Consider the following 22,930-nt stretch of genomic DNA (forward strand, 5'->3'; position numbering starts at 1 on the left):
ACGACACCGGCACGATTCGTCACGCAAGGCCACCCCGGATGACCGCGCTGCCGGTGTCCGGATCTGTGGGGTAGCGGTCGGAATCTCGGGAGCACCCACCACCCGCGGTCGGCAAAACTGGATTCAGTCCAGATCACGTCCGACCGTCGAGGAGACGACATGGCGTTCGCCGAGAACACCGAACCGCTGACCACCGCGGCGGGAGCGCCCGTCGCGGACAACCAGAACAGCATGAGCGCAGGCCCGCGCGGCCCTCTGCTGTTGCAGGACCTGTGGCTGATCGAAAAGCTCGCCCACTTCGACCGCGAGGTCATCCCCGAGCGGCGCATGCACGCGAAGGGATCCGGGGCGTTCGGCACCTTCCGGGTCACGCACGACATCACCCGCTACACCAAGGCCGCGATCTTCAGCGAGGTCGGCAAGGAATGCGAGGTGTTCGCCAGGTTCTCCACCGTCGCCGGTGAGCGGGGCGCGGCCGACGCCGAACGCGACATCCGCGGTTTCGCCGTGCGGTTCTACACCGAGGAAGGCAACTGGGACGTCGTCGGCAACAACACCCCGGTGTTCTTCCACCGCGACCCGCTGAAGTTCCCGGACCTCAACCGGGCCGTCAAGCGCGATCCGCGGACCAACCTGCGCAACCCGGAGAACAACTGGGGTTACTGGACGAACCTGCCGGAGGCGCTGCACCAGGTCACCATCGTGATGAGCGACCGGGGGATCCCGAAGTCCTACCGGCACATGCACGGGTTCGGGTCGCACACCTTCAGCTTCATCAACGCCGAGGGCGAACGGCACTGGGTCAAGTTCCACTTCCGCACGCAGCAGGGCATCCAGAACCTGACCGACGAGGAGGCGGCGAACGTCATCGCCGGCGACCGCGAGTCGCACGGGCGTGACCTGTTCGAGGCGATCGAGCGCGGCGACTTCCCGAAGTGGACGCTGTTCGTGCAGATCATGCCGGAGGCCGACGCGGAGACCTACCGCTTCCACCCGTTCGATCTGACGAAGGTGTGGAGCAAGAAGGACTACCCGCTGATCGAGGTCGGGGAGTTCGAGCTCAACCGCAACCCGGACAACTACTTCGCCGATGTGGAGCAGGCCGCGTTCACCCCGGCCAACCTGGTCCCCGGTATCTCCTACAGTCCCGACAAGATGCTGCAGGGCCGGCTGTTCTCCTACGGTGACGCCGCGCGCTACCGGCTGGGCGTCAACCACCACCAGATCCCGGTGAACCACCCGCGCGCCGCGAAGCTGGTCAACACCTACCACCGCGACGGGGCGATGCGGGTCGACGGCAACCAGGGTGGCGTGCCGGGGGTGGAGCCCAACAACTTCGGCCGCTGGGCCGAGCAGCCGGCCTACGCCGAGCCGGCGCAGAAGATCGGTTCGACGGCCGACCGGTTCGATTTCCGCGAGGACGACGACGACTACTTCACCCAGCCCGGCGACCTGTTCCGGTTGATGAGCACGGAGCAGCAGCAGGCGCTGTTCGACAACACGGCGCGGGCGATCAAGGGCGCGCGGCGGGAAACCGTGGAAAGGCACATCGAGAACTGCACCAAAGCCGACCCGGATTACGGAGCGGGCGTGCGAAAGGCCTGCGAGAAATTCGGCGCGCTCTGATCCCTCGTGCCGGACCGAACAATGTGAAATGCCTTCCCGCCGGGCGCGGCGGGAAGGCATTTTCGTCGGACGATCACAGCGTGCGGCCGAACATCTCCGCCGCCTGGCGCGCGGTGGGCGTGCCGAGGTCGAGGTTCGCGCCCGACCGCTTGAGCAGCTCGACGATCTCGCTCTCGCCCTTGAACAGCGCCCCGGCTATGGGGGTCTGGTCACGATCGTTGGTCACATCGGGATCGGCCCCGCGGCGCAGCAAGAGCTCCACCGTTCCGGCCCGGCCGTGGTAGGCCGCGAGCATGAGCAGCGAATTCCCCGACTCGTCCCGCGCGTCGACATCCAGTCCGTGGTCGAGGAAATCGGCCAGCTCGGCGGAATTCCCCTCCCGGGCGAGATCCATCGCGATCGCGCGTATCTTGCGGTACTGCTCGCTGTCCTCGTCCAACCGGGACAGGACATTTTCGTCATTCGAGGGCATGACCGCAGTGTACCGGAAATTGATGCACGAAATGGCTTTCGCGCATCAATTTCCGAAATGCCCGGCAGCCGGTGGTCGCGGCGGTCGCGCGCTCAGCGGTCCCGCCGGACGGCGCCCCGCTGTCCTTCCCGGTCCCGCAGGGCCTTGCGCAGGATCTTCCCGGCCGGGGACTTGGGGATCGCGTCGACGAACTCGACGGCGCGGACCTTCTTGTGGGGCGCCACGCGCGGCTACGAATTCGATCACTTCGCTCGCGCCGAGCCCGGGGTGGGTGTCGCGGCGGGTGACGAAGGCCTTCGGCACCTCCTCGCCGTCCCGGTCGGGCACACCGATGACCGCCGCGTCCGCGATGCCCTCGTGCGTGAGGAGCACGGCTTCCAGCTCGGCGGGCGCGACCTGGTACCCCTTGTACTTGATCAGTTCCTTCAGCCGGTCGACCACGTGGAAGACCCCGCCGTCGTCGACGGTGACCAGGTCGCCGGTGTGCAGGAACCCGTCGGCGTCCACAGTGGCCGCGGTGGCCTCCGGATTGCCGAGGTAGCCGCGCATGATGTTCGGACCGCGGACCCACAACTCGCCCGGCTGCCCGGGCGGGGTGTCCGCGCCGCCGCGCGGGTCGACGACCCGTGCCTCCACCCCGGGCAGCACGACGCCGATCGAGCCGCGGTCGATGTCCGGCCGGTCGGCGGGAATGCCGTGCGTGGCGGGGCCGGCCTCCGTCATGCCGTAACCCTGCGCGACGGTCGTGTTCAGGCGCCGGCCGAGCGCGGTGGCCAGTTCCCCGTCCAGTGGTGCGGCGGCCGAGATCACCATCTCGAGCGCGCTGAGGTCGTAGTCGTCCACGAGCGGGCTCTTCGCGAGGGCGAGAGCGATGGGCGGGGCGATGAACACGTGGTCGATCCGGTGGTCCTGCAGCGCACGGAGGAAGCCGGCGAGGTCGAACCGCGCCATCGTGACCAGGGTGCCCCGGCTGTGCAGGGTCAGGTTCATGATCGAGTTGAGGCCGTAGATGTGGAAGAACGGCAGCACGGCCAGCACCCGCGAGCCGGTGCGCACGCGGTGCACCGGGTGCAGCTGCAGCAGGTTGGCGACCAGGTTGCGGTGGGTGAGCTCGACGCCCTTGGGCAGGCCGGTGGTCCCCGACGAGTACGGCAGTGCGGCCAGATCGCCGCCGGAGACCGGCGCGACCGGTGGTATGAGCGGGCCGGCCAGGAAGTCGGTGAACGCGGTGGCACCGTCCGGGCCGTCGTCGCCGAGCACGACGATCTCCCGCACGTCCGTCCCGGCGGCGGCGCGGACGCGGTCGAGTTCGGACGGTGTGGTGAACACCAGCCGCACGCCCGCGTCGCGGAACTGGTGGGCCATCTCGTGCGCCGTGTACAGCGGGTTGACCGGGGACACGACCGCACCGGCCCGGAGCACCCCGTGGAAGAGCGCCGGGTACTCACCGCGGTTGGGCGTGACGAGCGCGGCGACGTCGCCGGGCCCGAGCCCGCGCCGCGTCACGGCCGAGGCGACCCGCTCGACCGCCTCGGCCAGCGCGGCGTAGCTGTACTCGCGGCCGGTGGTGGTGTCGATCACCGCGGGCCGGCCGGCCACCTCGGCGGGGACGCTGCCGGAGAGGAACTCCGGGAGCGTGCTGTCGGGGACGGTGATGCCGGGGTAGGTGCTGCGGATGATCACGGGGTCTCCGGAGCGGCCGGACGGGGCGGTGGTCACCGGGCGCGGACGTCCTCGTGCTCGGCCTGCCACTGGCGCCGCAAGCGTTCGCGGTCCACGACGCGTCCGTGGAGGACCACGTCGGAGATGCGGCGGGTGTTGGTGATGTCGTCACGCGGATCGGCGTCGAGCACCAGCAGGTCGGCGCGACGGCCGGCCTCGATGACGCCGCGGTCGGTCAGCCCGAGCAGCCGGGACGACCGGCGGGTGGCGAACTCGATGGCCTCCAGCGGCGACAGGCCCGCCTCGACCAGCGCTTCGAGCTCGCGGTGTTCGGCCACGCCGGGCAGCTGCGCGAAGACCCCGGTGTCCGGCGAGTACACCAGCCGGACGCCCGCCTGGTGCAGGGTGGCGAAGTTCTGCTGCAGCCGGCGGAACGTTTCGCCGGTGTCGAACAACGGCTCCGGCTCCCGGGCCCGCATCCGCGTGCGCAGGTCCTCGATCGCCGCGTCCGGCAGGGTCTCGCGCACGAACGGGTCGTCCAGCCACCCGGTGCGGGCCGGCCCCTGCACGCTCATCGAGGTGAACACCGCGATGTCGCGGTCCACGAGCCGGTCGATGAGCTCCTGGTCGGGTTCCGGGCTGCGCGGCATGTGCGCGAGGATGTCGGCGCCGGCGTCCAGCGCGGTCTTGGCGTCCTCGACCGTGTAGATGTGCGCGGCGGCCTTGATGCCGTGCCGGTGCGCCTCGTCGACGATCTCCCGGCAGGCTTCGGGGGACAGCTTGGCCGCGGCACCACCGCGGTCGTCGATCCAGAACTTGACGGCGTCGACGCCCTGCCCGGCGAGCTCGCGCACGAAGGCCCGGCCGTCGGCGGGATCGGTGACCTGGTGCACGGCGTCGACGGCGAAGAACGGGGCGCCGCTGGCCTGCCCGGCCGTCGGTGCCGCGACCAGGCCCGAGCCCGCGGTGAACAAGGTCGCCAGGTCGGGGTCGGCGAGGGCGCCGGAGCGCTGCTCGTCGCGGATCGCGACCTCGGTGCCGTTCCAGTCGGTGCCCAGGCACTGGAAGGTGCTGACGCCGTGGTAGACGAACCGGCGCAGGTGGTCGAGGATGTTGTCGCGCGAGTAGAAGGCCGGGTCGCACACCGTGCCGCGCATGTAGCCGATGTGCCCGTGCGGGTTGACGAGTGCGGGCATCACAGTCTTGCCGCGCAACGAAACCACGTTCGCGGCACCGAGGTCGCCGGCCGGGGCCCGGGTGACGCCGGTGATCAGTCCGTCGTGGACGGTGATCACGGCGTCGTCGAGGACGGTGGTCCCGTCACCGACGATCACCCGCGCATCGGTGAACGCGGTCGTGCCGGCAGGGTGGTGGTGGGTCATCGGCGTTGCCGTCTTTCCGTGTGGGACGGGTGGATCACTGGTAGCGGGCGGCGCGTGCTTCGTAGTCGGCGTAGCCCATGAGGGATTCGAAGGCGTGCTGGCCCAGCATCAGGTCGCGGATGTCGGCGACCTCGCGGCCCTGGCCGAGCGCGTCGAGCGCCGCGAGGACGTTCTTCGCCGCCGCGCCGATGAGGCTGTACCACAGCAGCAGGACGTCCGCTCCCGCTTCGGCGTACTCGGCGAGCGTGCTGCCGGGCCGGTCGCCGTCCGGAGCGTCGAACAGGTCCGCCGCCACCACGACCGGGGCGTCGATCCGCGACCGGACCTCCTTGAGCTTCGCCGCGGGGATCGCCGGGGCGAACACCGCGTCGGCACCGGCCGCGACGTAGCTCCGCAGCCGGCTGACCGCCTCGTCGACGTCCCGGTACACCCACGCGGCGTCCGAGCGGGCGATGATCAGGAAGTCCGGATCGGTGCGGGCGTCGAGCGCGGCGCGGATCCGGTTGGTCATCCGTTCGCGCGTCATCAGCCCCGCCGGCCGTGACGTGTGCTTGCCGCCGAGGTTGTCCTCGATGTGGATGCCGGCGACGCCCGCGCCTTCGAACGCCTGCACCGTGCGCCAGATGTTCTCGGCGTCGTAGAAGCCGTTCTCGCCGTCGGCGAGCACCGGCAGCCCGGTCGCCTCGACGATCCGGCGCGAGGCCTCCACCATGTCGTTCAGGGTGATCAGTCCCACGTCGGGGTGACCGAACGTGCTGGCCGCGGCGGCGAAGCTGCCCAGGTAGGCCGCGGGGAACCCGGCGCGCTCGACGAGCCGTGCGGTGAAGGCGTCGTAGGCGCCCGGGAGGACGAGCGGTTCGGACGCCCGGACGAGCTCGCGGAACGCCACGCGGCGCTGCGCTGGGGTTGCGGACATGGCTGCGCCTCCGTGCTGGGAATCCCCGCACCGCGTGGTGGGTGCCGGGCCGGGCCGCCGGTGCGTACCCCGGCCGCTGACTTGTTTTCCGCAACTTAGCAGGCTGGGTTTCGAACCGCAAGTCATCCGGGTAGCATCCGGGTATGCCCAAGACGCTCGGCAAGGACTCGACCTGCTCCATCGCCCGGAGCCTCGACGTGCTCGGCGACAGCTGGACGCTGCTGATCGTCCGGGAGGCGATGCTGGCCGATTCCACGCGCTTCCAGGAATTCCGCGACGCGCTGGGCATCGCGCCGAACATCCTCGCCAAGCGGCTGGCGGTGCTGGTGGACGAGGGCCTGATGGAACGGCGGACCTACCGGGAGCCGGGGCTGCGCGCGCGCGACGAGTACGTCCTCACCGAGGCCGGCCGGGGGATGAGCGTGATCATCGCGGCGCTGGCCACCTGGGGGCGCACCTACCGGCCCCGCGCCGACGGCACGTCACCGCGGTTCGTGCTGGAGGACTCGGACACGGCGGCGCGGCTCGCGTTCGTCACGCCGGACGGTGACGTCGTGCCGCCCGCGCGGCTGATCGCCCACCGCACACCCGACGAGGTGCTCGACCGCACCGCCTGACGACGGCGCCCGGTCACCAGGAGCGCACGTGCACGTCCGCCTCGGTGACCTCGCCGCCGGTGATCCGGTAGGCGCGCACCGAGCGGGTCCACGGTGGACCGGTCGCCACGATGACGTGCCAGATCGACGGGTCGTCCGCGTGCTCGACGTCCAGTGTGGACGGACACGCGGGTCCGGCCGTGTGCGAGTGGTAGATCGCCAGCGGGACCTCACCGCGCTCGTCCATCGCGCGGAACTGCGCGAGCAGTTCGGCCGGGTCGGCACGGTGCCGGTGCGGCTCGCGGGCCACGTTGCGCAGTGGCACGGCGCGCTGCCGGGTGTGGTCCTCGGCGAGCGCGGCGATCAGGCCGTTCGCCTCGACCGGGTGGTCGGACTGCGCGTGGGCGAGCACCGTGGCGTAGACGTCCGCCCGCAGGACGAGCCCGCAGAGATCCGGGCCCGTTGCGGGCGGACGCGCGGGGGAGCTCATTCCGGCCAGGCGTTGCCGCGGATGATCTCCACGAAGTCCGCCCGGGTGAACCCCGGGTCGAACGCGGCGAGCACGTCGTCGTTCATGGTGCCGAACGTGGTGTCCGGGCGGTCCTTCATCCCGGTGTAGAAGGCGTGCAGGATGCCGTTCTTGAAATCGGGGCGCGGGTGCGCGGCCACGACCGCGTCACGCTGCTCCGCGGTGATCTGGTCCAGCTCCAGGCCGAGCACGTCGGTCTCGACGCCGAGGGTGACGACGTGGACCTCGGGCTCCAGGTGGTCCGGGATCCCCGGCGTGGTGTGCAGCGCGATCGCCAGCCACACCGTGCGCGCCTCGGCCTCGCTCCAGCCGTGCCCGAGCAGGAAGTCGCGGGCCAGGTCGGCGCCGTCCACCTCGAACCGCTGCTTGGTGCTGCGGTACTTCTCGGTCAGGCCGAGGTCGTGGAACAGGGCGCCCACGTAGGCGGCCTCCGGGTCGACGGTCAGGCCGCGGTGGCGGGCCTTGAGGCTGCCCCACAGGAACACCCGTCGGGAGTGGTGGAACAGCAGGTCGTCCTCGGCGGCCCGGACGAGGTCGGTGGCTTCCCTCGCGAGGGCGGAGTCGGGAACGGCTATCCCGGCGATGGTCTCGGTCACGGTCGGTGCCTCCCGGTTCGGCGGAATTCGGACTTCACCACCGATACTCCGCCGCCGGGTACCCAGGCGCCGCCCGATGACGGACACGTTCCCCTCGATTTCGGACATGCCGCCGGGTTCGCCGGAGGCGCGGTCAGCCCACGTGCCGTCCCAGATCGAGCGTGTGGCCCATGCGCTCCTGCTTGGTCCGCAGGTAGCGCAGGTTGTGCGGGGTCGGCGCGGTGGGCAGTGCGACCGAACCGGCGATCTGCACGCCGTGGCCCGCCAGATCGCCGTGTTTGCCGGGGTTGTTCGTCACGAGCCGGATCCTCGTGATCCCGAGTTCGCCGAGGATGTGCGCCGCCGTGCCGTAGGAGCGGGCATCGACCGGGAGGCCCTGTGCGAGGTTGGCTTCGATCGTGTCGAGACCGCTGTCCTGGAGGGCGTACGCGCGGATCTTGCCGGCCAGGCCGATCCCGCGGCCTTCGTGACCCCGCAGGTACACCACGGCTCCGGCACCTTCGGCGGCGATCGCCCTGAGCGCCTGCTCGAGCTGGGCGCCGCAGTCGCAGCGCAGCGATCCGAGGATGTCGCCGGTGAGGCATTCGCTGTGCACCCGGACCAGCGCACCGCCCGGGGTGCGGGCCGCCGCGGCGGCGTCACCGTGGACGAGCGCGAGGTGTTCGGTCCCGTCCGGAAGGGACCGGAACGCCAGCGCCCGGAACTCGCCGAACACGGTCGGCATGGCCGCCGTCGCGACGAGCTCCACGCGGCGTTCGGTGGTCTGCCGGTACCGGACCAGGTCGGCGATGGCGAGCACCGGCAGGTCGTGCTCCCGGGCGAACGCCCCGAGCGCTTCGCCGCGAAGCATGGACCCGTCCGGTCCGACGAGCTCCCCGATCACGCCGACCGGCTCCTGCCCGGCGAGGCGGAGCAAATCCACCGCGGCCTCGGTGTGGCCGGGACGCTGCAGCACGCCACCGGGCCGGGCCCGCAAGGGGAAGACGTGGCCGGGCCGGCGCAGGTGCTCGGGACGGGTGGCGGGGTCGGCCAGGGACCGCAGCGTCGCCGCGCGGTCCGCCGCGGAGACGCCGGTGCCGGTGCCGGCGTGGTCGACGGTCACGGTGAACGCGGTCCCGTGCGGGTCGGTGTTGTCCGGGACCATCGGCGGCAGCCGCAGCGCATCGGCGCGCTCGGCGGACATCGGGGCGCAGACGATCCCCGTCGTGTGCCGGACGACGAACGCCACCTGCTCGGCGGTGGCGGTCGCGGCGGCCAGGACCAGATCGCCCTCGTCCTCACGGTCGGCGTCGTCGGTCACGACGATCATCCGGCCCTCGGCGAGAGCGGTGACCGCCCCACGCACGGACTCCGGCTGTGACCGCGCGGCCCTCACGCCGCCGCCTCGAGCGTCTCGTGCCAGCCGAGAACTCCGCACGCGACGTTGAGGGCCCGGGACAGCGCCAGCGCGTGCTGCCGGGCCTGGTGCAAGTGCGGGGCGACGGCGGCGCGGCGGCGCAGTCCGCCTTCGTAGTCGCCGACCAGCTGCCCGGCCAGGGCGGCGATCGCGGACAGGTCGGACAGCGCGATGAGGGCGTCGCAGTCGCCGTACGCGCGGTCGGGGTGGGCGAACACTGCGGACAGCGCGTCGACCGCGTGCGCGATGTGGTCCTGCGGAGCGTGCGTCATACCGTTCCTCCTTCCGCGAGAACGTCTGCCCAGCGAGGCTACGAGCATCCCGCCGGGTGCGGCTATCCGCTTTCCGCCCGCCGCTGTCCGCCGGACGACACCTTTCGACGCGACCCCGGCCAGGCTCAGTCAGCGGGTTGTGGTCATTCGCTTCCGGCCGCGTGCCGGTGGGCACGCACGGATCGGTCCCGCCACGGCGACCCGGTCCGGAAACCGCCACCAGCTCCCACAACTCTTCCGAGATCTCGGGACCCGCCTAGGCCAGCTGATCACCCCACTTGCGCTCGATCTCGCGCAGGAACTCCGGTTCGCTGCGGGCCACGCGCGGGAACGAGCCCAGTCGTTCGAAGGGGCGGCACGCGTCGATGATCGCGCGGGTGTTGCGGGCCGGCGTGCCCTCGGTCCACAGTGGATCCAGCCGGCTGCCCCACGTCTGCCGCAGCACCTCGATGTCCTGCCCCGGGTCGCTGCGGGTGGACATCGCCCAGATCACCTCGTCCGGGTCGGCCGGGTTGATGTCGGCGTCCACGACCACCACGTAGCGGTTCATGTAGGCCGCGGCGGGGCAGTGCGCGGCCAGGTGCGCCACCTGCCGCGCGTGCCCGGGGTAGCGCTGCTCCACCGACACCGCGATGAACAGCCGCCCGCCGCCGGACTCGTGCGCCCACGCCTTGACCACGCCCGGCACGCCGGTCGCGGCCAGCTCGTCGTGGATCATCGCCGACTTCATCACCGTGCGCATGTACGAGTAGTCGTGCGGCGGCTTGCCCGGCGGCGCGCCGAGCAGGACCGGGTCGTCCCGGTGCCACAGGCGCGTGATCTCCACGGCCAGGTTGGGGCGCCGCCGCCCCGAGTAGTACCCGGTCCACTCACCGAACGGGCCCTCGTCGCGCAGGTGGTCCGGGCGCAGCCAGCCCTCGATCGCGATCTCGCTGCCCGCCGGGATCGGCAGCCCGGTGTCCGGCCCGGACACCACCGGCACGCGCTCGCCGAGCACCGCGCCCGCGTACTCCAGTTCCGAGATCCCGCCCGGCACCTCGGTGCCGCCGAGCACCAGCAGCAGCGGGTCGTGCCCGAAGGAGACGGTCACCGGCGCCCGGCCCTCCCGCTCGAACCAGCGCTGGATGTTCTGCGCCCCGTGCTTGCCCGGGACCGCCGCGACCGTGACCGTGCGGCCGTCGTCGGCGACCTCCATCCGGTAACAGCCGCCATTGTGGACACCGGTCTCCGGATCGCTGGTCACGACGAAGCAGCCGGTGCCGATGAAGCGGCCACCGTCGTGCTCGTGCCAGCGCGGCACCGGGAACTCCAGCAGGTTCACCTCCTCCCCGGGCACCTCGTTGGCCAGCAGGGGAGCGTCGTCGACCGGGCGCACCGGGAAGTCCCGCGCGGCGGCCGCCCACCGCGACGGTTTGCCGCGCAGCGCGGCGACGACCCCGGCGTCGTCGAGGTCGTCGCCCAGGCGCAGGGTCCGCCCGAGACGCCGGGGCGAGCCCGTGCTGCCGGTCAGCACACGCATGCCGGCCGGATAGCCGGGGATCTCGTCGAACAGCACCGCCGGTGGGGCCGCCAGCCGGTAGCTCAGCTCGGCGATCCCGCCCAGTTCGAGGTCCCAGTGCGCACCGCGCACGTGCCGCAGCTCGCCGAAGCGTTCCACGGCGTCGAGGTGGGTGCGCAGGCTCAACAACGGTTCGTCCATCACCCGGCTCCCGTCAGCCGGCCAGGTGCGCGGCCACGGCCGGCCACAGGTCCGGGCGTTCCAGCAGGCTCAGGTGCCGGGTGCGGGCCAGCACCTCCAGCCGGGAGCCGGGGATGCCGGCCGCCAGCGCCTCGGCCATCGCCGGGGGAGTGGCGTAGTCCTCCTCGCCGACCAGGATCAGCGTCTCCGCCCGCACCTGGGGCACGAGGCCGGTCGCGTCGAGCGCGCCCAGGGCCCGGCAGGCGGCGGCGTGCGCCGCCGAGTCCGTGGCGAGGAAGATGTCGCACACCCGCTCGACCTCCTCGGGGTGCTGCGCCCGGAACTCCTCGGCGAACCACCGGTCGCGCTGGAAGGTCAGCTGCTGCGCCCGCGGCACCCGCTCGGCGCGCTCGGCGCGTTCGGCCCACTCGGCGACCCGGTTGGGGCCGTAGCAGGCGGTCGCGTCGGCCAGCACCAGGCGGTGCACCAGCTCCGGCCGGGTGGCGGCGAGGACGAGCGCCGTGCTGCCGCCCATCGACAACCCGATCACGTCGGCCGGGCCGTCACCGGCCTCCTCGATGACCGCCGCCGCGTCCGCCGCCATGTCGGCCACGGTGAACTCCGCACCGTCCCAACCGGACTTGCCGTGGCCGCGCGCGTCCGGGGCGAGCACCCGCTGCCGGGTACCCAGGTAGGCCGCCACCGGGTCCCACACCGCGCCGCTGAGCGCGAGCGGGTGCAGCAGGACGACGGGACGGCCGTGCTCGCCCGTCCGGTGCACGTACCGGGTCATGCCGTTTTCCTTTCCCCAGCGGCCTGCCGGCGGGCGGCGGTGGCCTTGATCGCCGCGCGGATCTCGCCGTAAGTGCCGCACCGGCAGATGTTGCCCTCGAGGTGCGCGGTCACGTCCTCGTCGGTCGGCCGCGGGTTCTCGCCGAGCAGTTCGTGAGCCATCAGCACGAACCCGGGGATGCAGTAGCCGCACTGCATCGCCCGCGCCGCGACGAACTCGTCGACGACGTCGTCGTCCTCCGGCAGGCCGTCCGCGGTCGTGACCTCGGCGCCGTCGTAGCGCGCGGCACGTGCCAGGCAACTGGACACGCTGCGCCCGGACACCAGGACCGTGCAGGCCCCGCACGCGCCGACGCCGCAGCCCTCGCGGACGCTGGTGGTGCCGAACTCGCGGCGCAGCACGTCCAGCAGCAGCTCGTCGTCGGCGACCGCCACGCGGCGGCGCAGGCCGTTGACGGCCAGTTCGATCTCCCTCATGCTCGCTCCTGCTCGGTGATCGCGGTGAGAATCCGTTCCGGCGTCAGGGGCAGCCGGGTCAGCCGGACGCCCGTGGCGTCGCGCACCGCGTTGGCGATCGCGGGCGCCAGCGGGATGATCGTGGTCTCGCCGACCCCCTTCGCGCCGAACGGCCCGGTGCGGTGGGGGCTTTCGACGATGATCGGCGTGAGCCGGTCCGGCATGTCCTTGATCGAGGGCAGCTGGTAGTCCAGCAGCGTGCCGTTGACGATCTGGCCCTCGTCGAACACGAGCTGGTCGAACAGCGCGTGGCCGAGACCCATGATCGCCGCCCCGGACAGCTGCTGCTCGACCAGTGCCGGGTTGATGGCGCGGCCGACGTCACCGGCGACCGCGAGGTGCTCGACGTGCACGCGGCCCGTCGCGGTGTCCACGGTCAGCTGGACGGCGGCGGCGCCGGCGAACCAGTGCTCGGTGACCTGCGGCGACCGCCCGGTCTCCGGGTCGTAGGGCTGCCAGGACGTGGCGAACTCGGCTTCCGTGGTCAGCGTCGTGCCGCGCGCGCCGAAGTGCGCGTGCAGCAGGTCGGGGATGCTGACGGTCTCCTGGGTCTGGGCGCTGACCAGGCCGTCGCCGGTCAGCTTGAGGTCGGTGGCCGCGACGCCGAAGTGCCGCGCCGCGAGCTCGATCAGCTTGTCCCGCATGGATTCCGCGGCCAGCCGGACCGCGTTGCCGGTGTGGTAGGTCGACCGGCTGCCCGCGGTGATCGTGTCGTAGGGCGTCACGTCGGTGTCCGCGCCGACCACCCGCACCCGGCCCTCGCCCAGGCACAGCACCTCGGCGGCGATCTGGGCCATGATCGTGTCGCTGCCCTGCCCCATGTCCACGGTGCTGATCAGCAGGGTGGCCGAGCCGTCCTGGTTGAGCTGCAAGGTCGCGTTGGAGATCGTCGGCGTGAGCACCGCCTTGACCCCGACGGCGACGCCGCGCCCGCGCAGCAGACGGCCCTCCTGGCGGGTCAGCGGCGTGTTCCAGCCGATCGCTTCGGTGACCGCGTCCAGGCAGCCCACGAAGTCCGCGCTGTGCATGGCGGTGCCGACCGGCGACACGTCCCCGTCGCGCAGCAGGTTGCGCCTGCGGAACTCGGCGGGGTCCTCGCCGAGCTCGCGGGCCAGTTCGTCGACCAGGGACTCGTGGGCCCACGTCACCTGCGGGACGCCGAAACCGCGGAACGGCCCGGCGGACGGTTTGTTCGTGTAGACGCAGCGGGACCGGATGCGCACGTTGTCCGCTTTGTACGGTCCACTGGCGACCATGCCCGACTTCGCGGTGATGCGGGGCCCGACGTCGGCGTAGGCGCCGGTGTCGTAGCGGATGTCCGCGGTGACGGCGGTGATGCGGCCGTCGTCACCCGCGGTCATGCTCCCGGTGACCGCGGCGCCGTGCCGCGTGGTGAGCAGGAACGACTCCTCGCGCGTCGCCGTCATCCGGACCGGCTTGCGCTGGGTCCAGGCCAGCGCGGCGATCAGCGGTTCGAGCCGGTCGTACATCTTCGCGCCGAAGCTGCCGCCGAGGGGGGCGGTGCGGACGCGGACGTGGTTGAGCGGCAGGCCGAGCAGATCGGCCAGGCTCTGCCGGACGTAGGAGGGGGTTTGCGTGGTGGCCAGGATCTCCAGCCGGTCGCCCTCGCACCAGGCCGCCGCGTAGGGCAGTTCGATGGGCACGTGGTGGGTGGGCGGTGCCCAGAACTCGGCGCTGACCGTCGTGCCCTCGGCCGTGCCCGGGTCGCCGTGCCGCAGGTTGAACTCGTAGTTGACGTTGGTGTCGCGCTTGCCGCGCAGGTGCTTGAGGTCGCCGAACACCGCGGAAGGCCGCAGTTCCTCGTGCACGAAGGACTGCCCGAGGGTGGCCTCGTCCACGTCGTGCACGCCGGGCAGGTCGGCGTAGGAGACCTCGATCGCGCCCGCCGCGGCGCGCGCGATGGCCACGCCGTGCGCGATCACGGCGGCGACCGGCTCGCCGACGTAGCGCACCTTGTCCACGGCCAGGCAGGGCTGGTCGGAGAACGCCGGGCCGGTCATCATCCGGTCACCCAGCAGGGCGTACAGGTCGGCGCCGGTCACGACCGCGACGACACCGTCCATCGCCAGCGCAGACGCGGTGTCGACGGACTCGATCCGGGCGTGCGGGCGGGTGCTGCGGTGCACCGCGACGTCGAGGCACGGCCGCACCGGCTGCTCGGCCGCGTACCGGAACTCGCCGCGGACCTTCGCCCGCGCGTCGGTCCGGGACCAGCGTTCACCGACGGCGGCGCCAGAACGGGGTTCGCCGTTCATCGTCACCCTCCTTCCAGGAGGCTCGTACGGCTTCGCCGACCGCGACGAGGCCGAGCCGTTTCTTGTGGTCACGTCCGCCGCGAACGTCGGGGATCGGGTCGATGACCGCTTCGGCGGCCGCGCAGGCGGTGGCGACGACCTCGTCGGCCGTGCTGCCGGCGTCGGCCTCGAACTGCACGTACAGCGGGATGTGGGAGAGCGCGCCGAGGCCGAGCCGGACCTCGCGCCGCCGTCGTGAGCCGTCCACGACCAGGGCGGCCGCGGAGGCGCACGGCCAGTCGTTGGCGGCCAGGCTGCTGAGCTTGACGAAGTGCGTGCCCGCGCTCCCGGGCTGGTGCGGGATCTCGATCGCGGTCACGATCTCGCCCGGCTCCAGCGCCGTTTTCTGGAAGTCCACGAAGAACTCCCGCGCGGCGACGGTCCGCTTGCCGCGGGAGGAGGTCAGCTCGACCGATGCATCCAGCACCATGAGCGCGGTGGGCGGGTCCAGCCGGTAGTCGCCGTGGGCGATGTTGCCGCCGACGCTGGCCGTGTTGCGGACCCGCGGGTTGGCGACGTGGCCGTAGACCGTGGCGGCCAGCGGCGCGACTTCGCGGACGAGGGGGCTCGTCTCCATCTGGCGCAGCGTCACCAGCGGTCCGACCCGCAGCCCGGACCGGGTGCGCGTGATGTCGGTGAGCCCGGGGACGCGGCCGATGTCGACGAGGTCGGAGGCGAACAGCACGTCCTGTTTGAGCAGGATCTGCACGGCGGTGCCGCCGCCGTAGACCATGCCGTCGTCGGCGGCGGCGAGGATCGAGCAGGCCTCGGCGAGGGTGTCCGGGTAGTGGTAGGCGGGCATCAGCGCCGCTTTCCGAACAGGCGGGTGAGCAGTCGGCGCCACCACGGGACGCGCGCGCTGACGGCCGGCTCGTCGACGGCGGCGCCCTGGCCGCGCCGGTCGAGCACGCGCTGCAGCCCGGGGTTGCCGGGACCGGGCGGCCCGGCGGCGCAGATCTCGGCGAACGCGGCGACGAACTCGCGCTCGACCTCCTGGGACCGGCGCCGCACGATCGACTCGCCGAGCCGGCCGATCTTGCCCCAGATGGCGACGTCGAGGCTGTAGCCGACCTTGGCGGAGTCGGGGCCGTCGGGCTCGACCGCGAGCGTGGCGTCGATCTTGATCGAGCTGCCGAGCCGGTGGTCCTCGCCCTTGAGCAGGGCGCGGACCTGTTCCGGTTCGCGCAGTTCGACGATCTCGGCGCTGAACCCGGCGCTGAACCGGACGTGCGCGATCTCGTTGACCAGGCGGCCGCGGTAGTGGGTGTCGTCGGACCGGACCAGCTCCGCGCAGCCGGGAACCGCGACCCGCATGGAGTCCGGATCCAGGAAGTGCGCGAACACGCGGTCGTGCCCGGCGGGGACGAGGAACGAGGACGTCAACTTCATATGACCACCATTGAGGACTTGGTGTCTGATATGGAGGACAGTAGCACGTTCCTGGCGACCCCGGAACCCGCTCGGCTACGGTCGCGGGAACGGAAACGATGAGGGGTGACCATGGCGAGCGAGGTGCCAGCCGTGCTCAGCGCGGTGCGGATTCTCGAGCGGATCGCGCGCGACTGGCCGGAACCGGTGGCATCGGGGGCCTTGATCGACGAGCTCGGTCTCAACCGCAGCACCTGCTACAACATCCTCGGCACACTCCAGCGCGCCGGCTGGGCGGCCAGCCGCGGCGATCGCGGCGGGTGGTCGCTCGGGCCGCGGCTGCTGGCCATGGCGCGGGTGTCCGAGGACTGGATGTCCGAGATCGTCGAGCAGGAGCTGGACGCCTACAGCCGGCGCCTCGGCTGCATCGTCTTCGCCGTGCAGCGGCAGGGGCAGGGGCAGTACTCCGTGCTGGCCAAGGGGGACCGCGGCCAGGGGGTCCGCATCACCGTCGGCGTCGGCGACACGTTCCCGTTCTCCGCGCCGGCCATCATGCGCGCCTTCCACGCCTGGTCGGACCCGGCCGAGGTGGACCAGCTCATCGGGCGGCACGGGCTCGAGGCGTTCACGCCGGAAACCGTGGTGGATCCGGGGAAACTGCACGACGTGCTGCGCGAGACCCGGGAGCGGGGGTACAGCGCGAGCATCCGCGAGTTCGACCTCGGCCAGTCCGGGGTGGCCGCGCCGGTGTTCGACACGCAGGGGCGGGTGTCGATGGTCGTGTGCTCGCTCGCCTTCTCCTCCGAGCTCAACGAGTCCACTCTGGACCGATACGGCGCCCTGATCCGCGAATGCGGTCTGCGCATCACCGAGCGCACCGGAGGTACGGCGCGAATCGGGTGACGGTTCCGCGAATGCCGGCGTTCCCCGTGCCGTCGCCGGCGGGACGTCCTTGACCTGCGGGGCCACTTCTGCCTACTGTGCCGCATGCAGGACCCGATGTCCTCGATGCAGGACATCACTCCTGCGGCCCTCCCGCGTCCGGCCCACGGCGGCCCGGAAAGGAGACATCCATGGCAGAGGTCGCCGCCGCCCGGAGCTCGTGGACGAAGACACTGGACCGGACCCAGCGCCGGTCCCTGTTCGCCGCCAACCTCGGGTGGCTCTTCGACGGGTTCGAGACCTACGCACTCATCCTCACCGCCGGCATCGTGCTGCGTCAGCTCGACCCGTCCGCGCCGGCGGGGCGGGTCTCCTTCCTCACCGGTGCCACCATTTCCCTCACCCTCCTCGGGTGGGGTCTCGGCGGGATCCTCGGCGGGGTGTTCGCCGACTACTTCGGACGGCGCCGCGCGCTGCTGACGTCGATGGTCCTGTACGCGACCTTCACCGGGCTCACCGCCCTGTCCTGGTCCTGGACCTCGTTCCTGGTGCTGCGGTTCATCACCGGGTTCGCGCTCGGATCGGAATGGGGGACCGGCACCGCCCTGGTCGCCGAAACCTGGCCGAAGCACGCACGCGCCAAGGCCGCCGGGCTCATGCAGTGCGGGCTCGGGCTCGGGTTCTTCGTGGCCTCGGCGTGCTGGTACTTCATCGCCCCGCTGGGCGGGAGCTCCTGGCGCTACCTGTTCCTCATCGGCGTCCTGCCCGCGCTGTTCGCCCTGTGGCTGCGGCGCAAGGTGCCCGAGTCGGAGCAGTGGAGCGCCGCGCACCGGCGCCGCCGCGAACTGCGCGAGCGCGGTGACGCCGAGCTGACCGCGCGGGAGCGGTCGTTCACCCGGCTGACCCTGCGCGAGATCATGGTGGACCCCAAGCTGCGCAAGCTCACGATCCTCGGCTCGCTCATGTCGCTGGTCACCACGCTGGGCTGGTGGGGGATCTCGACCTGGGTCCCGGCCTACGTCGCCTCCCGCGCGTCCGGCTCCGGCCAGTCCGCCACCGCGTGGGCCAGCTGGGCGGGCATGATCTACAACGCCGGTGCCATCGCCGGGTACGTCGCGTTCGGTTTCCTCGCCGACCGGTTCGGCCGCAAACCCGCCGTGCTGCTGTACTTCGGCGCGTCGCTGGTGCTCACCCCGGTGCTGTTCCTGTGGACGCACAACCTGGGGCTGATCGTCGTCGTCCTCGTCGTCAACGGGTTCTTCACGCTGGGCCAGTACACCTGGATGCCGGTGTGGCTGCCCGAGTTCTACCCGACGCACCTGCGCGCGACCGGCGCGGCGTTCGTGTTCAACGCCGCGCGGTTCGTCGCGTTCCTCGGCCCGCTGACCGCGGGCGCCATCATCTCCCGGCTCGGCGGCTACGGGATCGCGGCCTCCACCGTCGGTCTGATCTACGTGCTCGGACTCGTCGTCGCGCCGTTCTGCCCCGAGACCAAGGGCCAGACCCTCCCCGAGTGAGCTCTTCCGCGAAAGGAAGCCACCCCGTGTCGATCGTCCGCCATCCCGCCCGCACGGGCGGGAGCACCGCCACGCGCGCCTTCACCGCCCGCGTCCTGTTCTTCGCCTTCCTCGGCACCCTGTTCGACGGTGCCGAACTCAACCTCGTCGGCTACCCGATGGCCTACATCTCCCAGAGCCTGGACGTGAGCACCCTGCAGATCGTGCAGGTGGCGACGCTGCAGGGGTTCGCGTCGATCGCCGGCGGGATCCTGTGCGGATGGCTCGGCGACATCGTGGGCCGCCGCTGGACCTACACCGGTTCGGTGCTGATGTTCGGCATCGCCGCCCTGCTCGGCGGGCTGGCACCCACCTACCTGCTCTTCCTGCTCACCCGGCTGCTCGCGGGCGTCGGGATGGGCGGCCTGTTCGGGTTGTCGTTCTCGATGTTCGCCGAGTGCTGGAAGACGCGCAAACGCGGCATGATGGGCGGCTCGATCCAGGCGATGTACTTCGTCGGCCAGATCCTCACCGAGGGCGTCCTCTACTTCTGCCTGGTCCGCTTCGGCGAGCACACCGGATGGCGCACCGGGTACATCCTGATCGGCGTCGCGACCCTGGTCATCGGCGCGGCCGCGGCCGTCCTCCTGCCCGAGTCCGAGCAGTGGCGCACCTACCAGCGCGAGCTGACGGAGGGCCGCATCCCGGAGAACCTGCGCCGCACCAAGGTTCCGCTGCTCGACCTGTTCCGCGGAGGGTACGCGCGCGGCACGTTCCTGTTCATGGGACTGGCCACGGCGCTGTTCCTCACGACCAACTCCCTGATCTCCTACCTGTCCACGTTCCTGATCAAGGTGGAGAAGGTGCCGCTGGGCACGGCCAGCCTGATCGTGCTGCTCGGGCTGATCGTCACCGCCGTCACCTACCCGGTGGCCGGGCTGCTGTCGGACGTGCTGAAGCGCAAGTGGGCCTTCTTCGCCTCCAGCGCGTTCGGGCTGATCGGGTTCGTGTGGTTCCTGACCCTGGTGCTGACCCACTCGACGGCGATCGGTGCCGATTTCTGGGCGTCGCCGACGTTCTGGGCGCTGATGATGTGCGCGGGCGCCAGCGGCGGGTTCGGTGTGCTCGGCGTGTGGATGGCGGAGTTCTTCCCGACGCGGATCCGCTCCAGCGGCTCCAACCTCGGCTACTACGCCGGGCGCGGCCTCGGCGCGGGCCTGTTCCCGCTGATCGCCCTGTCGCTCGCCGGGACCGTGCCGCTGGCGCTCGCCCTCGGCATCGTCGGGCCCTTCCTCGGCGCCTTCCTGGCGGTGGCCGCGCCGGACTCGACGGGACGGCACATCGAGGCGATCGAATAGCGGGGAGAGGCGGATGCGGATCGTCGTGGCGATCACCGGGGCGAGCGGCGCCGTGTACGGGGTGCGGATCCTCGACCTGTTGCGGGGCCGCCCGGACGTCGAGGTCCACCTGGTGGTGACGCGCGCCGGGATGATGACGCTGCGGCACGAGTGCGGTCTGACCCCGGCCGCGGTGCGGGACCTGGCCGCGGTGGTGCACCCGCCCGGCGACATCGGGGCGACCATCGCGTCCGGGTCCTACCCCGTCCACGGGATGCTCGTGGCGCCCTGCTCGGTCAAGACGCTGTCCGCAATCGCCTACTGCCACGCCGACGACCTGGTCAGCCGGGCCGCCGACGTGTGCCTCAAGGAGGGGCGGCCGCTGCTGCTGATGGTGCGGGAGACGCCGTTGCACCTGGGGCACCTGCGGGCGATGACCGCGGCCGCCGAAGCCGGCGCGATCATCGCCCCACCGGTGCCCGCCTTCTACGCCGGGCCGTCCTCTGTGGACGAACTGGTGGACCACACCGCCCGGCGGGCGCTCGCCCGCATCGGCCTTTCCGGCCTCGCACCCGCCGAATGGGCCGGCGAGATCGGCCGGGCGACCGAAGCGGACCCGGCGGTCGTGGCGCCCGCGCGGCGAACGCTTCGTTGAGCTCAGAGTTTCGTCCGCTCGGCGCGGTACAGCGATCCGCCGATGATCAGACGCTGGATCTCGCTGGTGCCCTCGTAGAGGCGCAGCAGCCGGACCTCGCGGTAGATCCGCTCGACCGGGACCTCGCGCATGTAGCCGGTGCCGCCGTGCACCTGCACCGCCAGATCGGCCACGCGCCCGGCCATCTCGGTGCAGAACAGCTTCGCCGCCGAGGGAGCGACGCGGCGGTCGGCGCCGCTGTCGTAGGCCGCCGCGGCGTCGCGGACGAGTGCCCGGCCCGCGGCGACGCCGGTGTAGGAGTCGGCCAGCATCGCCTGCACCAGCTGGTGCTCACCGATCGGGACCCCGCCCTGGGTGTTCGCGGCGGCGTAGGCGACCGACTCGTCCAGCGCACGCTGGGCGCACCCGACGGCGAGGGCCGCGATGTGCACCCGCCCGCGCGCGAGTGAGGTCATCGCCGCCCGGTAGCCGACCTCCTCCGAGCCGCCCACGAGCGCGGAGTCCGGGACGCGCACCGAGTCGAAGTGCACGTCGGCGGTCCAGGCGCCCTCCTGGCCCATCTTGGCGTCGTGGGGGCCGACACTCAGCCCAGGCGTGTCCGCGGGCACCAGGAACACCGCGATGCCCGGGTCCTTCGGTGCCGCCTCCCGGGTGCGGGCGAACACGAGGAACAGGCCGGCCACCGGCGCGTTGGTGATGAACCGCTTCTGCCCGTCGATCACCCAGGCGGCACCGTCGCGGTGGGCGCGGGTGCGCAGGCCGGCCGGGTTCGAGCCCGCGCCGGGCTCGGTGAGTGCGAAGGAGGCGACCACCTCACCCGAGGCGATGCGCTCCAGCCACTGCTTCTTCTGCTCGTCGGTGCCGAAGTTGACCAGCACCTGCCCGGCGATGCCGTTGTTGGTGCCGAACATCGACCGCAGCGCGAGCGTGGTGTACCCGAACTCCATGGCGAGCTCGACGTCCTGCCGCAGGTCGAGCCCGAGCCCGCCCCACTCCTGCGGGATGGCGTACCCGAACAGGCCCATCGTCGCTGACCTTCTCGTTCCCTCGATTCTCGGCCCCCGTCCGGTGCGGTGTCCAAGGTCCGGAACAGCCGGTGCGAGCACCGCCGATACCATCGTCGTCGACTGAGAGGGGTCTCCCATGTCCGAGCCCGATCCCGCACCGCGTCCGCTGGCCGGCCTGGAGATCGTCGAATGCGCGAGTTTCGTCGCCGGGCCCACCGGCGGGATGACCCTGGCCCAGCTGGGCGCGCGGGTCGTGCGCATCGACCCGATCGGCGGTGGCAGCGACCAGTACCGCTGGCCCGTGGTGGGTGGCGGGAACGGGGCCCCGGACGCGCGGTCCTACTACTGGGCCTCGCTCAACAAGGGCAAGCGGTCGGTCGCGGTGGACATGCGGTCCGGCGAGGGGCGGGAACTGGTCACCGCCCTGATCACGGCGCCCGGGGAGAACCGCGGCATCCTGGTGGACAACGTCGTGGGCCGCCGGTGGATGGCGCACGACGCGCTCGTGGCACGCCGGCCCGATCTGATCCACCTGCGGGTGCAGGGCTACCCCGACGGCCGACCCGCGGTGGACTACACGGTCAACGCCGAGGTCGGCATCCCGGACATCACCGGCCCGGAGATCGGTGGGGCACCGGTCAACCACGTCCTGCCCGCCTGGGACCTGGTGACCGGCCTGACCGTGTCGACCGGTGTGCTCGCGGCGCTGCGCGAGCGGTCGCGGACCGGTCGCGGTGCCTTCGTCGAGCTCGCGCTCTCCGACGTGGCGCTGGCCGGCGTGGCGAACCTCGGCTGGCTGTCCGAGGCCGCGGAGCGGGGCAGCGAGCGGCCCCGGCACGGCAACCACGTCTACGGCAGCTTCGGGGTCGACTTCGCCTGTTCCGACGGGCACCGCGTGATGGTCGTGGCGCTGACCGAGGGCCAGTGGTCGGCGTTGTGCGAGGTGACCGGGACCGCCGAGGTGTTCGCGGCCCTGGAGGCGGCGATGGGAGCGGATCTGGCGAAGGAGGCCGACCGCTACCGGCTGCGGGAGACGATCGCGGCGATCCTCAAACCGTGGTTCGCCGCGCGTGATCTCAAGCAGGTGCGCGACGAGCTCGACGCCGCGAAGGTGCTGTGGGGCCGCTACCAGGGCATGCGTGACGTCGTCGCCGCCCACCGCGACGGACGGCACCCCGTGCTCGCCGACGTCACCCTCCCCGGCGGCACGGCCGCCATCACGGGCCGGTCCCCGTTGCGGTGGAACGGAAACCACGGCGACGCGGGCGCGGCACCGCTCCTGGGCCGGGAGACCGACGAGGTGCTCGCCGAGTGGCTCGGGCTGACCCAGGCGGAGATCGGCGCGTTGCGGGCGCGGGGTGTCGTCGCCGGTCCGTCATGACCTGCGAGCCGCCCCCGCTTTCGGGGCGGCGTCCACAGTGGATCGTGGCGTGCGCC

Annotated in this window: 22 protein-coding genes; 7 read left to right on the forward strand and 15 right to left on the reverse strand. The window is 71.9% G+C overall.

Going from position 1 to position 22,930, the window contains the following annotated elements:
• Nucleotides 1-159: 159 nt before the first annotated feature.
• Nucleotides 160-1,626: a catalase gene (locus tag FB470_RS22205; protein WP_306994414.1), complete on the forward strand. Its 1,467-nt coding sequence runs from the start codon at nucleotides 160-162 to the stop codon at nucleotides 1,624-1,626.
• Nucleotides 1,627-1,699: 73 nt separating this feature from the next.
• Here the strand turns inward: FB470_RS22205 and FB470_RS22210 are convergent, their stop codons facing one another.
• The 4 genes from FB470_RS22210 to FB470_RS22225 all read right to left on the reverse strand — a co-directional run bounded on the left by FB470_RS22210 (nucleotide 1,700) and on the right by FB470_RS22225 (nucleotide 6,058).
• Nucleotides 1,700-2,020 (reverse strand): ankyrin repeat domain-containing protein, encoded by a 321-nt coding sequence (locus FB470_RS22210; RefSeq protein ID WP_306999426.1) that lies wholly within the window; start codon nucleotides 2,018-2,020, stop codon nucleotides 1,700-1,702.
• Nucleotides 2,021-2,143: 123 nt separating this feature from the next.
• Complete coding sequence (locus tag FB470_RS22215) at nucleotides 2,144-3,781, reverse strand: AMP-binding protein (protein WP_306994416.1); 1,638 nt, start codon at nucleotides 3,779-3,781, stop codon at nucleotides 2,144-2,146.
• A gap of 32 nt (nucleotides 3,782-3,813) precedes the next feature.
• The gene (locus tag FB470_RS22220; protein ID WP_306994417.1) at nucleotides 3,814-5,142 is read right to left on the reverse strand and encodes an amidohydrolase family protein; all 1,329 of its coding nucleotides are present in this window, start codon (nucleotides 5,140-5,142) and stop codon (nucleotides 3,814-3,816) included.
• 34 nt (nucleotides 5,143-5,176) lie between these two features.
• Nucleotides 5,177-6,058 (reverse strand): isocitrate lyase/PEP mutase family protein, encoded by an 882-nt coding sequence (locus FB470_RS22225; RefSeq protein WP_306994419.1) that lies wholly within the window; start codon nucleotides 6,056-6,058, stop codon nucleotides 5,177-5,179.
• A gap of 143 nt (nucleotides 6,059-6,201) precedes the next feature.
• Here FB470_RS22225 and FB470_RS22230 point away from each other — a divergent pair, with 143 nt between their 5' ends.
• Nucleotides 6,202-6,675, forward strand: a complete 474-nt coding sequence (locus FB470_RS22230) for a winged helix-turn-helix transcriptional regulator (RefSeq protein WP_306994421.1) — start codon at nucleotides 6,202-6,204, stop codon at nucleotides 6,673-6,675.
• A 13-nt stretch (nucleotides 6,676-6,688) separates the two neighbouring features.
• Here FB470_RS22230 and FB470_RS22235 read toward each other — a convergent pair whose 3' ends face one another.
• From FB470_RS22235 to FB470_RS22280, 10 genes are all read right to left on the reverse strand, one after another.
• Nucleotides 6,689-7,144 (reverse strand): M67 family metallopeptidase, encoded by a 456-nt coding sequence (locus tag FB470_RS22235; RefSeq protein ID WP_306994423.1) that lies wholly within the window; start codon nucleotides 7,142-7,144, stop codon nucleotides 6,689-6,691.
• The gene (locus FB470_RS22240; protein ID WP_306994425.1) at nucleotides 7,141-7,779 is read right to left on the reverse strand and encodes an HD domain-containing protein; all 639 of its coding nucleotides are present in this window, start codon (nucleotides 7,777-7,779) and stop codon (nucleotides 7,141-7,143) included. Before FB470_RS22240 ends, FB470_RS22235 begins: the two co-directional genes overlap by 4 nt.
• 133 nt (nucleotides 7,780-7,912) lie before the next feature.
• The gene (locus FB470_RS22245) at nucleotides 7,913-9,124 is read right to left on the reverse strand and encodes a bifunctional 3,4-dihydroxy-2-butanone-4-phosphate synthase/GTP cyclohydrolase II (RefSeq protein ID WP_306994427.1); all 1,212 of its coding nucleotides are present in this window, start codon (nucleotides 9,122-9,124) and stop codon (nucleotides 7,913-7,915) included.
• 26 nt (nucleotides 9,125-9,150) lie between these two features.
• Entirely contained in the window at nucleotides 9,151-9,447 is a 297-nt protein-coding gene (locus FB470_RS22250; protein ID WP_306994429.1) for a hypothetical protein, read from the reverse strand.
• Between the two features lie 256 nt (nucleotides 9,448-9,703).
• A complete protein-coding gene (locus tag FB470_RS22255; RefSeq protein ID WP_306994431.1) occupies nucleotides 9,704-11,146 on the reverse strand; it encodes a UbiD family decarboxylase in 1,443 nt (480 codons plus the stop codon).
• A 13-nt stretch (nucleotides 11,147-11,159) separates the two neighbouring features.
• Entirely contained in the window at nucleotides 11,160-11,918 is a 759-nt protein-coding gene (locus FB470_RS22260; RefSeq protein ID WP_306994434.1) for an alpha/beta fold hydrolase, read from the reverse strand.
• Nucleotides 11,915-12,394: a (2Fe-2S)-binding protein gene (locus FB470_RS22265; protein WP_306994435.1), complete on the reverse strand. Its 480-nt coding sequence runs from the start codon at nucleotides 12,392-12,394 to the stop codon at nucleotides 11,915-11,917. Before FB470_RS22265 ends, FB470_RS22260 begins: the two co-directional genes overlap by 4 nt.
• On the reverse strand, nucleotides 12,391-14,709 hold the full coding sequence (locus tag FB470_RS22270) for a xanthine dehydrogenase family protein molybdopterin-binding subunit (protein WP_306994436.1): 2,319 nt from the start codon (nucleotides 14,707-14,709) through the stop codon (nucleotides 12,391-12,393). Before FB470_RS22270 ends, FB470_RS22265 begins: the two co-directional genes overlap by 4 nt.
• Nucleotides 14,672-15,550 (reverse strand): FAD binding domain-containing protein, encoded by an 879-nt coding sequence (locus tag FB470_RS22275; protein WP_306994437.1) that lies wholly within the window; start codon nucleotides 15,548-15,550, stop codon nucleotides 14,672-14,674. Before FB470_RS22275 ends, FB470_RS22270 begins: the two co-directional genes overlap by 38 nt.
• Nucleotides 15,550-16,137: a CoxG family protein gene (locus FB470_RS22280; RefSeq protein WP_306994438.1), complete on the reverse strand. Its 588-nt coding sequence runs from the start codon at nucleotides 16,135-16,137 to the stop codon at nucleotides 15,550-15,552. The genes FB470_RS22275 and FB470_RS22280 overlap by 1 nt, the downstream gene beginning before the upstream one ends.
• A 111-nt stretch (nucleotides 16,138-16,248) precedes the next feature.
• On the opposite strand from FB470_RS22280, the gene FB470_RS22285 reads away from it, so the two are divergent.
• The 4 genes from FB470_RS22285 to FB470_RS22300 all read left to right on the forward strand — a co-directional run bounded on the left by FB470_RS22285 (nucleotide 16,249) and on the right by FB470_RS22300 (nucleotide 20,486).
• The gene (locus tag FB470_RS22285) at nucleotides 16,249-17,019 is read left to right on the forward strand and encodes an IclR family transcriptional regulator (protein WP_306994440.1); all 771 of its coding nucleotides are present in this window, start codon (nucleotides 16,249-16,251) and stop codon (nucleotides 17,017-17,019) included.
• Between the two features lie 170 nt (nucleotides 17,020-17,189).
• Nucleotides 17,190-18,515, forward strand: coding sequence for an MFS transporter (locus FB470_RS22290; RefSeq protein WP_306994442.1), 1,326 nt, complete (start codon nucleotides 17,190-17,192; stop codon nucleotides 18,513-18,515).
• A 26-nt stretch (nucleotides 18,516-18,541) separates the two neighbouring features.
• A complete protein-coding gene (locus FB470_RS22295) occupies nucleotides 18,542-19,852 on the forward strand; it encodes an MFS transporter (protein ID WP_306994444.1) in 1,311 nt (436 codons plus the stop codon).
• 13 nt (nucleotides 19,853-19,865) lie between these two features.
• On the forward strand, nucleotides 19,866-20,486 hold the full coding sequence (locus tag FB470_RS22300) for a UbiX family flavin prenyltransferase (RefSeq protein WP_306994446.1): 621 nt from the start codon (nucleotides 19,866-19,868) through the stop codon (nucleotides 20,484-20,486).
• 2 nt (nucleotides 20,487-20,488) lie between these two features.
• Here FB470_RS22300 and FB470_RS22305 read toward each other — a convergent pair whose 3' ends face one another.
• Nucleotides 20,489-21,631, reverse strand: a complete 1,143-nt coding sequence (locus FB470_RS22305) for an acyl-CoA dehydrogenase family protein (RefSeq protein WP_306994448.1) — start codon at nucleotides 21,629-21,631, stop codon at nucleotides 20,489-20,491.
• Between FB470_RS22305 and FB470_RS22310 the strand changes: the two genes are divergently transcribed.
• Nucleotides 21,630-22,874 carry a CoA transferase gene (locus tag FB470_RS22310; RefSeq protein WP_306994450.1) on the forward strand — a complete coding sequence of 415 codons (1,245 nt, stop codon included), beginning with the start codon at nucleotides 21,630-21,632 and terminating at the stop codon, nucleotides 22,872-22,874. The genes FB470_RS22305 and FB470_RS22310 overlap by 2 nt on opposite strands.
• Nucleotides 22,875-22,930: the final 56 nt, after the last annotated feature.

Origin of the sequence: Amycolatopsis thermophila (assembly GCF_030814215.1) — a bacterium.
GTDB lineage: Bacteria > Actinomycetota > Actinomycetes > Mycobacteriales > Pseudonocardiaceae > Amycolatopsis_E > Amycolatopsis_E thermophila.